We start from the raw sequence: 13796 nt of genomic DNA, 5'->3' as shown, positions 1-13796 counted from the left end.
TCTCCTTACACTAACCCGGTCATGTAGAACATCGTGATTACGAAGAAGACGGCTGCCGTCTTGATCAGGGTGATGGCGAAGATGTCGCGGTACGACTGGCGGTGCGTCAGGCCTGTGACTGCAAGTAGCGTGATCACGGCTCCGTTGTGAGGCAGCGTGTCCATGCCGCCGCTGGCCATCGACACCACGCGGTGCAGCACGTCCAGCGGAATCTGCGCCGCTTGCGCGCCCAGGATGAAGCTATCGGACATGGCCGCCAGCGCGATGCTCATGCCGCCCGACGCCGATCCGGTGATGCCGGCCAGCGAACTGACTGACACCGCGGCGTTGACCAGTGGGTTGGGGATGCCTCGCAGCGCGTCGCTGACCAGCAAGAAGCCGGGCAAGGCGGCGATCACGCCACCGAAGCCGTATTCCGCCGCAGTGTTCATTGACGCCAGCAACGCGCCGCCGACGGCGGTCTTGGTCCCGTCGGCAAAGCGCTCTCGTACCGCGCCGAAGGCGGTGACTAGCACCACCAGGATGCCTAGCAGCAGTGCCGCTTCCACAGCCCAGATGGCCGTGACGCTGGCGATCTTGGTTTCCACCGGCCTGGACAGGCCCGGCAGCGTCACCGTGTTCGTGGCGCCGTACCACTGGGGAATCATCCGCGTCAGCCAGAAGTTCGACACGCCCACCACCACCAGCGGCAGGATTGCCAACAGCGCCGGCGGCAACTTGGTGCCCTCCACACGCTGCGGTTCGTTCAGCAGCTCGGTGCCGTAGCCCTCGCCGGCCGCTGCTGCGGCGCGGCGGCGCCACTCCAGGTACGACAGACCCACGATGATGATGAAGAGTGAGCCCATCACGCCTAGCGCCGGTGCGGCCCACGAAGTGGTCTTGAAGAACGTAGTCGGGATGATGTTCTGGATCTGCGGCGTGCCCGGCAGTGAATCCATCGTGAAAGAGAAGGCGCCTAGCGCGATCGCGCCCGGCATCAGCCGCTTGGGAATATTGCTCTGGCGGTACAGCTCGGCCGCGAAGGGGTACACGGCGAACACGACCACGAACAGCGACACGCCGCCATAAGTCAGCAGCGCGCAAACGGCCACAATGACCGCATTGGCGCGCGAGCGTCCGATGTACCGGATCGCAGCCGCGACGATCGACTTGGAAAAGCCCGATAGTTCGATCACTTTGCCGAACACAGCGCCCAACAGGAAGACGGGAAAATACAGCTTCACGAAGCCGACCATCTTCTCCATGAAGATGCCGGAGAACACCGGCGCCACAGCCGACGGGTCGGTCAGCAGCACGGCGCCGAGGGCGGCGAGCGGGGCAAAGAGGATGACGCTGTAGCCGCGATAGGCGGCCAGCATCAGGAACGCAAGGGCTCCAATGACGACGGCAAAAGACATGTGGTCTCCGAAAATTGTTCTTGACCCAGCGCTTCCGGACCCGGAGGTTGTCGGGGGCGATGGCATATTCCTGCGGCGGATTGCGGTGAGCGCCATCCGTCCAGGGGCGGGCAACGTCTGCAGATATCGTGCCAGCCTCTCTCGGGAACCATATGGCAGGCGAAGGACGAAATATGCGTCATGCAGCACTAACAAAATCTCGATTATGAGACTCTTTCAGAGCGCCGGTTCGTCTAATCCAAAATGTGAGAAACTAATGTCTCTATTTTGAGAATATGCAGCCGCTCGTAGACAGCCCTATGGAACGCATCGCATCCCCCGGCAACGCCTTGCTGCTCGACTACAACGACGTCGCCCGCCGCGCAATGGATTCGCTGTTTCGCACCTTCGAGAACTTCAGCGAAGGCACGTTCGTCGTCGACGAGCATGCGCGCGTGGTCTGGATCAACAAGCGCTACGCCGCGCGCTTCGGCTTCTCCGACCCGCAGGACGCAATCGGCCTGGACTGCGAGCAGGTGGTGCCGAACAGCCTGATGCGTGAGGTGGTCACCACCGGCAAGCCGATCTTCCTCGACGTGATGGAAACCGACCGCGACCCGATGGTCGTCACCCGGCTTCCGGTCAAGGACGACAGCGGGCGGACTATCGGTGCGGTCGGTTTCGCGCTGTTTGATGAGCTGAAGACGCTGACGCCGCTCTTCGCGCACTACTCGCGCATGCAGACCGAATTGGCCGCGGCTCGGCGTTCGCTCGACCAGGCGCGCCGCGCCAAGTACACCTTTGCCAGCTTCGTTGGCGCCAGCCCGGCGGCGCAGGAAGCCAAACGCCAGGCGCGGCGCGCGGCGCAGGTCGATTCGCCAGTGCTGCTGTTGGGCGAGACGGGCACCGGCAAGGAGCTGCTGGCGCATGGGATCCACGCAGTGTCCGCGCGGGCCGAGCAGCCGCTGGTGACAGTGAACGTGGCGGCCATCCCCGACACGTTACTGGAAGTCGAGTTCTTCGGCGCGGCGCCAGGCGCCTATACCGGCGTGGACCGCAAGGGGCGCGTTGGTAAGTTCGAACTAGCCCACGGTGGCACGCTGTTCCTTGACGAAGTGGGCGACATGCCGCTCGCGCTGCAGAGCAAGCTACTGCGTGCGTTGCAGGACAAGGAATTCGAGCCACTCGGCTCCAACCGCATCATGCGCGCCGATGTGCGTTTCATCGCCGCCACCTCAGCCGACCTGCCCGCGCTGGTGGCTTCGGGCAGGTTCCGCCCCGATCTCTACTACCGCCTCAATGTGCTCACCATCGAAGTGCCGCCCCTGCGCGAGCGCCGCCATGACCTGCGGGCCATGGCCTACGCCATTGTCGAAGAGCTTTGCGTGAAGGCAGGCAGAGAGGCACCCACGCTCGGTGAGGATGCACTGCAGATGCTGGCCAACTACGATTGGCCGGGCAATGTGCGCGAGCTGCGCAATGTGCTGGAACGGGTAGTGATGTTGTGCGACGAGGACGCCATCGACGCCGCCACGCTAGCGCCGGTCTTTGGCAGACGGGGGACTTCAGCGCCGGCCGCCTGCGTCGCAGCAGCGCAGCCGTCATCTGTTGCGGCACCGCTGCAGACAGCGGCGCCGGGCTCGCCGGAAGTCGACTTGCCGCAAGACCGCCTGCGGGCGTCACAATCATACGCTGCCGCCATGGCTGCATTCGAAGCCGACTACCTCTTGCGAGCACTCGACGCCTGCGGCGGACGTGTGGCCGAGGCTGCCGCCCGCGTCGGCATCAGCCGGGCGGCGTTCTACAAGAAGCTGGCAGCAGCCAGGCAGCGGGCCAGGATCGCATCGGACTAGAGTAGTCCCCCGCCGTAACCCTCGCAGCTCCGTTCCGACAACAGTTAACACCGCCCTATATGCTAGCGGCGCGGCGGCAACCAGGAATGAAGAAGCTGACTCCGGGCGGCATGAACCTGACTGCCAATGTCCCGAAGGCCGGGGCAGACATCGCATTTCCGTGGATTCCCCTACCCCGAGCACTATGGCTGCCTTCGCATTGCGCGAAGAGCTTCGAACTTTGACGTCATCTCGGCCATGAAGGACCCGGATTCCTGCTGCAAGACGGCTGCGACGCCAACTGCCACAGCCCTATATCTCGCAGACGAAGGCGCGGAGCGCCGAATGGCCGCGGACAGTGGCTTGCAGCTCTGCGCCTTCGGCTCCGACTGCGAGATTTAGAGCGGCAAACACTGATTCGCAACCACGTCCGGCCCCGACAAGTTGGAGCAGGGCCGACTTGCAGCGTACTTGCGCGTGAACATCTGCACTTGATGCCCGGGCGCGCAAGCTGCAACGGCGCGGTGGATGTGCCGCAGCGATTCGACAAAGCGCGGGGCTACGCTGGATAGATTGTTCACATACTCGATGCTTGCGTCGACAACCCCATACAGGTTACGCCCCTGTGTGCCTGTACCACTTCCGCCAGTGCACTGATTGCCATCGGCGGAAGATGTAGCGGTTCAATCCGGAACCGCCGGGACTATTCGGCGGAAATGGAGGCGCGCTTGATCAGGATGAGACTTTTGCTGATCTCGCTTTTGATTGCTTGCGAAGCGACCGCAGGTGTGCTGCCTACCGGCACGAAGCCCTGTGCACTAAATGCTTCCCGGGCGGAAGGTGTCGCGAGCACTTTTCCGACTTCGGCTTGTAGCCTTTCGGTGATTGCAGGATGCAGGCCGGCTGGCCCGATTAAGGCCACCCAGGCTTCATAGTCGTAGTCCGTGACGCCGGCCTCCCCCAGCGTCGGCACGTTTGGTAAGCTCTCGGCGCGGCGCGTGGTGGTGACGCCCAGCGCAACCAGCTTACCTGCCTTGATCTGCGGCAGTGCGGAAGGAATACCTAGGAACGCCATCTGGATCTGCCCGCCCATCAGGTCAGTCATCATGGTGTTGACGCCACGATACGGCACATGAAGCATTTTTACCCCGGTCTTGTCGAGGAACATCTCCGCGGCCAGATGCAATATGGTGCCCTTACCGGAAGAACCGAAGCTGATACCGCCAGGCTTGGCTTTAGCCGCGGCCACGAGATCCTGCACGGCTTTGTAGGGGGAGTTGCCACCTACCACCATGACCATTGGGGAGGTACCTACGATGGATATTGGGGTGATGTCCTTGATCGAGTCATAGGGAAGATGCTTATAGAGGCCAGGGTTCGTGGCGTGGTTCGAGGATACGATGGCGATGGTGTATCCGTCCGGGGCGGCAGTGGTTAGCTGCCGCGTGCCGGGAATACCGGCAGCACCCGCGTTGTTCTCCACATAGATGGGTTGGCCCAGCCGCTTGCCCAGCCCCTCTGCAACGGTACGGGCCACCATGTCTGCGGTCGAGCCCGGTGAATGCGGCACGATCATCTTGATTGGCTTGCTTGGGTAATTGTCCGCGGCGTGAGATGGCAAGGTGCAGCAGGCCAACGCAAAGGCGACGGCAACGCGCGCAGTGGCTCGCAGTAGGATGGGATGCATGGTTGTCTCCATTTGCAGTTGTTGTAGGCTGATGAGGGTCTGCTGCCCTTGCCGTACTAGCACCAGGGAAAGCGCTGTTTGCAACGCGTTGTTCGATCGTTTAGCCGATGCGCTCAAGGCTAGTCTTGTGCTGCCGGGCGCGTTGTACGTAGTCGAGGGCATTCGCTCGCAGCCCTGCGATATCGGCCTCGCTAAGCTGCCTCACGGCCTTGGCCGGGGCGCCCAGTATTAGCGAGTTGTCCGGAAAGACCTTCCCCTCGGTGACAACCGCGCCAGCGCCAACTAGGCAGTTGCGGCCGAAAACCACTCCGTTCAGCACTACGGCCTGGATGCCGATCAGGGTGCCGTCACCCACCGTGCAGCCGTGGAGCATGGCCTGATGCCCCACTGTCACATGGCTTCCTAGTGTGAGTGGAAAGCCTGCGTCGGTGTGCAGAACTGCGCCTTCCTGTACATTACTGCCCGGGCCAATATCGATGATTTCGTTGTCTCCGCGTAGCACGGCTTGCGGCCAAATGCTGCTGTCTTCACGTAGAGTAACCTTGCCGAGGACTGTAGCGGCGTCGGCCACGTAGCAGCTTTCGTGGATGGTCGGCGTGTGGTCGCCATAACGGTAGATTGTCATGCTCGTCTCCTTGCCTTTGGATGGATGGTGAACTCAGGCAGCATCGGCAGTGCAAGCCGACGCGTCGCCCAGCTTTGCCACACCGGAAGCAACAAGCTCGCGCAGTTGCGCTTCGCTATAGCCGAGGCCGAGTAGAACCTCGCCGGTGTTCTCACCAATCGTCGGGATTGCCCGGCGTGGCAGCAAACGACTGCCATCCAGGGAGAACGGCAGTAGCGGCATCGGCGTAGTGGAGCCATCGTCTAGCTTCAGGTCTGCGAGGCCGCCACTGGTGAGTAGATGCGGATCGTTAAAGAGTTCCTCGGGCCGGCGGATGGCAGCAAAGGGTATCTTGGCGGCCTCAAGTCGCGAGGCCAGCGTGGTGACATCGGTCTCACGTAGGGCTCCTGCCACGATGGGCAAGATGCGCTCACGGGCTAGGACACGCTGATTGTTGGTCGCCAGGGTCCCGTCGGCCAGCAAAGCGCCGAGTCCGAGCAAGTCGCATAGCGACTTCCACTGGCCATCGCCAGTCGCCGCCAAGAACATTTGCTCGCCGCCGGCCAACTGGAATACGTCGTACACGGCCCAAGCGTTGATACGCTCCGGCATCGGCGCTGCGGGCCGGCCAGTTACGGCGAACTGCTGCATATGCTGGGCGCATAGCAAAACGCAGTTCTCGAACAGCGCGCTCTGGACTTCCTTGCCGACACCGCTGTGCTCGCGCGCGTAGAGCGCGGCTAGGGCACCAATGGCGCCGAACATGCCACCCATGATGTCATTGACCGAGCTGCCTGCACGCAACGGCCGGCCCACTGGTCCAGTCATGTAGGCTAGGCCGGCCATCATCTGCACCACCTCGTCAAGCGCCAGCCTATCCTCGTAAGGGCCGCTAAGGAATCCCTTGTGCGACACATGGATCAAACGCGGGTTCTCTTGATGTAGCGTGGCGTAGTCAAGCCCCAACTCGGCCATGCGGCCGGGCTTAAAGTTCTCGATAAAGACGTCGGCGGTAGCCACAAGTCGCTGCAGCGCCTCGCGACCGGCCGGCTGATCTAGGTCGAGCGATAAGCTTTTCTTGTTGCGATTGAAGGTGCGGAAGAAGCCCGCGCCGGCGCCAAGCAGGCGGCGCGTACCGTCGCCCCGCGGCGGCTCGATCTTGATGACCTCGGCACCGAGGTCGCCCAGGATCATCCCGCAAGTGGGTCCCATCACCATGTGCGACATCTCAACCACACGGATTCCCTCAAGCGGCAGCCTGGCGGGATCCGCCACAGTGTCTACCATCGGTTTAGGCGCGGGCTCGCGTGCTACCTCGTCGTGCAACACGTCTGCGAAGTTCTTCGGAAGGCCGCTGCGCGCGATGTGGCCGTGCAACGGCTCACCTGGTAGGTAGTCCTCCAGAAGAGCGCGAGAAGCGACCAGCCGGCCAATGTCGATCCCAGTGGAATACCCCATACTTTCCAGCATGAAGACCAGATCTTCGGTCGTGACATTGCCCGATGCGCCCGGCGCAGCCGGGCAGCCGCCAAGCCCGGCGAGCGAGGCGTCAAATTCGCGGATGCCGTGCTGCATCGCAGCAATGGTGTTGGCCAGGCCCATGCCGAGCGTGTCGTGGAAATGCAGGGCCATGGGCATCTCGCCCACCACTGCCCGCACGGCGTCGATGAGCCTCCCCACCTGGCCCGGCGTAGCGTAGCCGGTGGTGTCGCCCAGGGAGAGCATGTCGCATCCGGCTGCGACCGCCAGTCGCGTGATCTCGCACACGTCGGCAGTCGGGACGTGACCCTGGCGCGTGCAGCCAAATGCGGTCGACAAGCCGGCGATTAAAGTCGTTGTAGCGCCGCGAGGATCGCCGTCCAGCAACTCACGTATGCTGCGGAATTCGTCGATCATTTGCCGGGGTGTCTTGCGGACATTGGCCAGGCTGTGTTCGATACTGACGGAGATCGGGACAACGATGCGGTGCGCTCCAGCCGTCACTGCCATTTCTGCGCCGCGCAAATTGGGCACGAGCGCCGTAATCACCAGCCCTGGCAGGGAGCGCGCGTGCGCGATCACTTCAGCTGCGTCCGCCATCTGCGGCAGAAGCCTCGGCGATACAAAGGAAGCCACCTCCATATGCCGTACACCTGCGTCGTAGGCGGCGTCAATCCACTTTTGCTTGCCAATCGTCGGCATGGTCCGCACGACAGCCTGCAAGCCGTCGCGCAGACCAACTTCATTCACGACAACGGTGTTTCCTTGAACGGCCATGCCTAGTCTCCTGATGCATTTCTTTGAGACTCGAGGCTAACCGGGGGTGCCTACTAGGGGAAAGACGTGGTTGGCGAGCGAGTCCATCGCGGTTCGCGATGGTGACTATCCCGCCCGGTCAGGGCAAGGAGGGGGGAGGGGAGCAAGGCACGGGGACGCGTGCCAGCAAATGGTCGAGCAGCTTGCGCGCTGCCAGCGAGAGTGAATCTGTATTGCGCACGCATATCACGAATTGGCCGGTTGCCCAAGCGTCACTAAGGGGAATGGCGCGCAGGCCATACATTTCAGCATAGCGCCCTACGGCTTCAATCGGCAGGATGCCGAGTCCCAGCCCGGCTTGGATTAGGCGGTAGGCGCCGTCTATCGTCGATACATGGGTACGGATTCGGAGGGTGCGGCCTTTCTCGGCGGCGAGGCGGGTCATCAACGTGTGCAGCGAGTTTGTCGATGAGAGACCAAGCTGATCGTAATCAAGGGTGTCCTCAAAGCACAATGTGTGGCTGGCGGCCAGTGGATGATGCGCATTGACCACTACGGCGAGATGATCTGCGCGATAGGGGATAGTCTCGAGATCACCGGTTGCCACATAACTGCGGCAGATCCCGAGGTCGGCATTACCCTCCGCTACGCTGCGGACGACATCAGGGCTGATGCGCTCCTCGAGGTCCACCTGGATGCCGGGGTTCTGCTGGAGGAAGCTGGTCAGTTCCTCCGGCAGGAATTCAACCATGGAAGAAACGTTGGCGAGCATGCGAACATGACCACGCACACCGTCGGCGTACTCGCCCAACTCGGCATGCAGGCGTTCAATGTCGCGCATGATCTGGCGTGCATGGCGCAGCAATGCTTCTCCCGCCGGCGTTGGCGTTACGCCGCGTTGACTGCGGATTAGCAAAGGGGTGTGGAAGCCGTCTTCAATATCGGCGATGCGTTTGCTGACCGCGGATGGGGCGATAAATTCTCGCTCGCTGGCGCGGGCGATGGTGCCCTCTTCGCAAACCGCGATAAAAAGGCGAAGAGAGGTAGGATCAACTTGCCACATGTACAAACGGCTCGGAATTGGGTGGAGTTTGGCATCTACGGTATGTTACTTTGCCACACCCGAGCGAAGTGCCCGGATTCACCCTATGGCGTCAGCCCGGCGCGCGGTCTCCCCGGCCTGCAGGCAGGAAGCGACCGGCGGCTTTGGCCGAGAACTGGCAACAGGCCGGGGCGGGGGGCACGGACGGGGCGACAAGGAGAAGGGGGGGCGAAGAGGGGCTACGGAGCCGTAGACTGACGGACCTATGTGCTTACCAGGGACCGCTGCACGGGCAAGCAACACACAACGCAATCGGCGGGAATATCGGGCGGCATCACAATAGCAATACTCCGCCCTGGCTGCCCGACCGCGAAGCGGTCCTCACGCACACGTATAGTTAGCCTCGTCCTTCATTGCAAACAAATACCGAAGTAAGCATTTGGTTATTCCGGGGGATAGAGGCATACACATGTGTAAGATTTGGAATAACCTACTATCCTCAATTGAGTATTTCCAAACCTTTTTTAAAGAAACATATCCTCCCTTTAGAGTTGCTAGGGACGGCCGAAAGGCCCCCTGGCACACATAGAGCGGGGAGCCTTCCACCATCCATAGCTTGGCTGGTTCCGACAGTCATTCGAGTCACGCGCTATCTTCGCCCGCGTGCTGGTCGTCTCAACTCTTCCCCCACAGAGACCAGTATCCCCCCATCGCTGCCGTATCTAGCCGACCAACGGGGCGGTCACCACCGAAGCCTCTCAGGCGGGGAGGGCGGCCCTATCGTCGGGCGGCTCGTGCTCGGCCGACGAGTGACAAGAGAGTATACGTTCGCGAGCATGTCATGGATTAGAATCATTCGTCATGTCAAACCTCGTAGTACGCAGGAAGAAATATAAAGCGAGTACTTACGTGAGAGAGGATGGTCCCAATACGTTTGCTAGCATTGCGTAATGCCAGGTGCCAAGCGAGCTTCAAGCGCAACCATCAAGCTCTGGCTGGCATGAGGCAGTTCCCCTCGACATAGAAGGCAGCCAATCGCATTAGGATAATAACTTCACTATCGTGAAATAATATAGCCAGCAGCGTCCGCGCTGGCTTGCCTGCCCTGCTTCACGGGACGGGCCTCCACGCCGGGACCATTACCAAGGCGCGCGGAAAGCTCCGGCCTTTAGGCCGGAGATGTAGAGCGCATCGAGCGCGAACCTGAAGGCCCGACACAAAACATGGGCCATGCGTATGCCTATACTATGCATGACCAGTACGGACTTCACCACTCGCACCTTGCGCCTGCGCCTGAAAGACCGGCATGCAGCTTTGCTGCGTGCGCAAGCACGGGAGGTGAATTTCGTGTGGAACTATTTGAATGAGCTGTCCCTAAAAATCCTCGAGCGCGAAGGCCGATTTTGCTCCAGTGCGGAGCTGGACCGATACACGGCAGGCGCGGCGAAGCAAGGCCTGTCTTTGCACTCGCAAACGGTGCAGGCTATTAGCAAGGAGCTGGTGACACGCCGCCGGCAGTTCAAGAAACGCCGCCTGGCGTGGCGCAAGTCAGCCGGTACACGGCGCTCGCTCGGCTGGATTCCGGTGAAGGCCTCGGCCTTGCGATACAGGGGCGGGCAGGTCTGGTACTGCGGCAAGCCACTCTCATTGTGGGACAGCTTTGGCCTGCAACAGTATGAGCTGGGCACTGGCTGCTTCAGCGAAGACAGCCGCGGGCGATGGTATCTGAATGTCACCGTTCAGCGCAAACAGCCGCCGATGTCGCGAGAGACGAAGGCGGTTGGCATTGACCTTGGTCTGAAGGATTTCTTCGCTACGAGCGATGGGTTGAAGGTTGAGGCCCACCGCCTCCATCGCGACCTGGAACCGGCAATCGCTGCCGCCCAGCGCGCGAACAAGAAGCAGCGTGTTGCCGCACTTCACGCCAAGGTGAAGGCCCGTCGCAAGGACGCGCTTCATAAACTTAGCACTGGGCTCGTGAACGAGTACAGTGCCATCTTCATCGGCAACGTGAACGCGTCCGCCCTAGCGCAGACCCGACTGGCAAAGTCGGTGCTCGACGCGGGCTGGAGTGCGTTCCGGACCATGCTGCAGTACAAGGGCGCAGACGCCGGCGTATGGTTCGAGGAAGTCGATGAAGGGTATTCAACCCAGACCTGTTCGTGCTGCGATTCGCGCACGGGCCCGAAAGGTGCAGCAGGTCTTGGAATAAGAACCTGGAGATGCGAGTTCTGTGGCACGCTGCACGACCGTGACGTCAACGCAGCAAAGAACATCCTCAACAAGGGGATGCTCGCCCGTGCCGTAGGCACGGGGCTGCAAGGCGGCCCGACATCTTCCAGTTTCGCGGCCGGACGTGGCCGTCTTGTAGAAGGAATCCCCGCCCTTTAGGGCGGGCGAGGACGTCAATTGATGCGACCGCGACCGCGACCGCCACCGCCACCGCGAGCGCGACCGCCACCGTCGCGCTCGACGATTTGCGCCATTCACCAACTGGGCGACCGCATTCGAGCATCTCGGGCAGGGGAAGGGATGCCAATTGATCAGCCGGCGAGGAATTGCGGTGTCTCTGTCGGCATGCTGTCCAAGCTCGAGAACGGCAAGGGCGTCAAACTGGAGCACGCCCTGCGTGTGATGAACGGACTGGGGTTGACGATGCTGGTCGTTCCCAAGGCGCATGCACCTTGGATCGAACAGGCGGCGGTCCATGCGGCCAAGATCGACGAGGATGCGGCCAGGGAACAGCATGCCCGGCTGGAGGAGTAGAGACGCCGTAAAGGATGGGCGTTATTCTCGGATGCGGTCCTCGATCGGTGTGGAAATTCCCTTCGCTTGGCTTGCTGACGCGCCTTCCGCCTTGCTGAGATTATCGTGCCGATTCAGCTTGGTGACGACGTCTTCGACGGTTTGGATCGCGCCGTGGGGGTATGCCTCGCTTGCAGTTGCTGCGCACGCTTTGCATCCTCCGGTCGGACGTGCCCGGCCTCCTCGCCGGCCAGATCCACCCGCGATGCGCCTTCGATAAGGCAAGCCCAGTAGCGGGTGCCGCGGCACCAGGTGCGGATCGCCTCGCGCAATTCCGCCTCGCTCAGGGAGAGGTCCTGCTCGCATGGGACGAGATCCTCGAAGATGCCGATCTTGAGCGGCACCTTGGGTGCCGGGTTCTTCGGAAAGGCTAGCGGAAAACGCCGTCGGCCACTTCCACTGCGTACTTCAGATACCAGCGCTGACGCGCCTTGTCCCACATCACTTCAGCACGCTTACGCGTTCCGCGATACCGTTCGCAACCCACATACTTCATCGAGAGCCGGCCCTTCGAGCGAAGGTCGGCTGGCAGGGTCAGGCGGAAGGCATCGGCGACATCATAGGTGCGTGCCGACTTGATGGGGATGAAATCGAAGGGCCGCTGCTCGGACTTGAGCTTGCGGTCCTTGCGATACCGTGGCAGGCCGGGCTTGTGCTTCAGGCGCCCCGCCTTCCATTCCTGGCGCAGCGCGCGGAACGATTTCCAGGCCTCGGCCAGTTTCTTGAGCGTTTCCTGTGCGATGTCCGACGGCAGCGCGCGATAGTCAGTCTTGTATTCGACTGGGAGACGCGCGCACAGCGTCGCATAGCTTGGAATAGGCTTCCCGGCAACGAATGCTTGCCGGCAGAGATAGTTGGCTGCATTCCACAAACGCGATACGCGTTCGCCTAGCACGCGCAGCAGCGCCTCTCCCTCTCGGGAGGGCGCCAGTCTGAGGGTGTTGGTGCGAAGTTCAGCCATATCGTCGTATAGCTCGACGATATGGTCATGTTTTCACCTTGATGCGCTATCCCTCACCGGCCTGAAGGCCGGTGCTTCTCGCGCAACCAGGTGATTACTTGCTGGGTTTGTCGGTGGCCCTGTGCGCCCGCGGCCGTGGCTTGCGGCTTGGCAGCTGGGAGGCTTGACTGAGGGCGAGCTCGCTCTGATGGCCTTGAGCCGTGCACTTGCATGCGAGTGGTCCAAGACCGCGGGCGCGATGCGCTGACAAGACGGAGGGAGGGCAACCAGGAACGACGCTTGGCGGGCGCACACGCTATTCAGGCAGCAATGACTGCGAGCATGACGCCCCGCTTGAGCTTCTCGACGTCCTGGCCTCTGTATCTCCCCAGCCAAATCTCATCGTAGATTCAACGTCCTTATCGCGCTCTGTCCAAGTGTCGGTCCCGCTGTCCGTCCTGGCCGCCCTGAGCCTCGCCACAGATGCGAAATCAACGCGATTGCGGGATAGCTTCCGGCTGTACGCCAGCACACAAGCCTTAGTTTTTCCGCAACTCATGTCTTGAAATGGACATACCTCGTCCCCATAATTAGCACTCGTCAGGGGAGAGTGCCAAGCGTCTCCCCTTGCGACACTCTGAACATTTCAGACGGCCGTCGCCTCGGTAGCTGGCTGATTGTGATTAAAAATACACCTTGCATCTAGGAGTCAATATGAACCTGCGTCCTTTGCACGACCGCGTCATCGTGAAGCGTCTGGACAACGAAACCAAGACCTCGTCCGGTATCGTGATTCCTGACAATGCTGCCGAGAAGCCCGACCAGGGCGAAGTGCTGGCAGTCGGTCCCGGCAAGAAGGATGACAAGGGCAACAACATTGCCCTGGATGTCAAGGTTGGCGACCGCGTGCTGTTCGGCAAGTACGCCGGCCAAGCCGTGAAGGTGGATGGCCAGGAGCTGCTGGTCATGCGCGAAGAAGACATCATGGCGGTGGTCAACAAGTAAGCCGGCGCCCGTCACACCAAACAAATACCCCAGATTCCCGACCGTCCCCCTCTCATATCTCTCATATAGAGACGGCGCGCGACGGTCTTTCCAGATTCGGAGATTCAAGACATGGCAGCAAAAGACGTAATTTTCGGCGACGCCGCACGTGCCAAGATGGTGGAAGGCGTGAACATCCTCGCCAACGCCGTTAAGGTGACCCTGGGCCCGAAGGGCCGTAACGTGGTGTTGGAGCGCAGCTTCGGCGGCCCGACCGTGACCAAGGACGGC

At 61.5% G+C, this 13796-nt stretch carries 10 protein-coding genes and 2 pseudogenes; 4 read left to right on the top strand and 8 right to left on the bottom strand.

Annotation, left to right across the window (positions count from 1 at the left end; genetic code table 11):
• Positions 1-5: 5 nt before the first annotated feature.
• Entirely contained in the window at positions 6-1397 is a 1392-nt protein-coding gene (locus ACYP5B_RS48295; RefSeq protein ID WP_459574520.1) for a GntP family permease, read from the bottom strand.
• Positions 1398-1696: 299 nt separating this feature from the next.
• On the opposite strand from ACYP5B_RS48295, the gene ACYP5B_RS48290 reads away from it, so the two are divergent.
• Entirely contained in the window at positions 1697-3229 is a 1533-nt protein-coding gene (locus ACYP5B_RS48290) for a sigma-54 interaction domain-containing protein (protein ID WP_459574519.1), read from the top strand.
• Between the two features lie 682 nt (positions 3230-3911).
• Here ACYP5B_RS48290 and ACYP5B_RS48285 read toward each other — a convergent pair.
• The 5 genes and pseudogenes from ACYP5B_RS48285 to ACYP5B_RS48265 form a co-directional block, all read right to left on the bottom strand.
• Positions 3912-5012 carry a Bug family tripartite tricarboxylate transporter substrate binding protein gene (locus ACYP5B_RS48285; protein ID WP_459574517.1) on the bottom strand — a complete coding sequence of 367 codons (1101 nt, stop codon included), beginning with the start codon at positions 5010-5012 and terminating at the stop codon, positions 3912-3914.
• Entirely contained in the window at positions 4996-5520 is a 525-nt protein-coding gene (locus ACYP5B_RS48280; RefSeq protein ID WP_459574515.1) for a gamma carbonic anhydrase family protein, read from the bottom strand. The genes ACYP5B_RS48285 and ACYP5B_RS48280 overlap by 17 nt, the downstream gene beginning before the upstream one ends.
• A gap of 33 nt (positions 5521-5553) precedes the next feature.
• Positions 5554-6786: a CaiB/BaiF CoA transferase family protein gene (locus ACYP5B_RS48275; RefSeq protein ID WP_459574634.1), complete on the bottom strand. Its 1233-nt coding sequence runs from the start codon at positions 6784-6786 to the stop codon at positions 5554-5556.
• 120 nt (positions 6787-6906) lie between these two features.
• Positions 6907-7755 (bottom strand): annotated as a pseudogene (locus ACYP5B_RS48270) (hydroxymethylglutaryl-CoA lyase); the annotation flags it as partial.
• 118 nt (positions 7756-7873) lie between these two features.
• A complete protein-coding gene (locus ACYP5B_RS48265) occupies positions 7874-8797 on the bottom strand; it encodes a LysR family transcriptional regulator (RefSeq protein ID WP_459574513.1) in 924 nt (307 codons plus the stop codon).
• Between the two features lie 1230 nt (positions 8798-10027).
• Here ACYP5B_RS48265 and ACYP5B_RS48260 point away from each other — a divergent pair.
• A complete protein-coding gene (locus ACYP5B_RS48260; RefSeq protein ID WP_459574511.1) occupies positions 10028-11167 on the top strand; it encodes an RNA-guided endonuclease InsQ/TnpB family protein in 1140 nt (379 codons plus the stop codon).
• Between the two features lie 186 nt (positions 11168-11353).
• Positions 11354-11542 carry a hypothetical protein gene (locus tag ACYP5B_RS48255; RefSeq protein ID WP_459574509.1) on the top strand — a complete coding sequence of 63 codons (189 nt, stop codon included), beginning with the start codon at positions 11354-11356 and terminating at the stop codon, positions 11540-11542.
• A gap of 113 nt (positions 11543-11655) precedes the next feature.
• Here the strand turns inward: ACYP5B_RS48255 and ACYP5B_RS48250 are convergent.
• Positions 11656-11970: pseudogene (locus tag ACYP5B_RS48250) on the bottom strand (ProQ/FinO family protein); the annotation flags it as partial.
• Entirely contained in the window at positions 11952-12542 is a 591-nt protein-coding gene (locus ACYP5B_RS48245; protein ID WP_459574508.1) for a nuclease/transposase family protein, read from the bottom strand. The pseudogene ACYP5B_RS48250 and the gene ACYP5B_RS48245, both read right to left, overlap by 19 nt.
• Before the next feature lie 693 nt (positions 12543-13235).
• Here ACYP5B_RS48245 and groES point away from each other — a divergent pair.
• Entirely contained in the window at positions 13236-13526 is a 291-nt protein-coding gene (gene groES / locus ACYP5B_RS48240; protein WP_459574506.1) for a co-chaperone GroES, read from the top strand.
• Positions 13527-13796: the final 270 nt, after the last annotated feature.

The organism is Cupriavidus sp. 8B, assembly GCF_054589115.1.
Note: the sequence above shows the minus strand (reverse complement) of the source record. Positions and strands in the feature narration are given on the sequence as shown.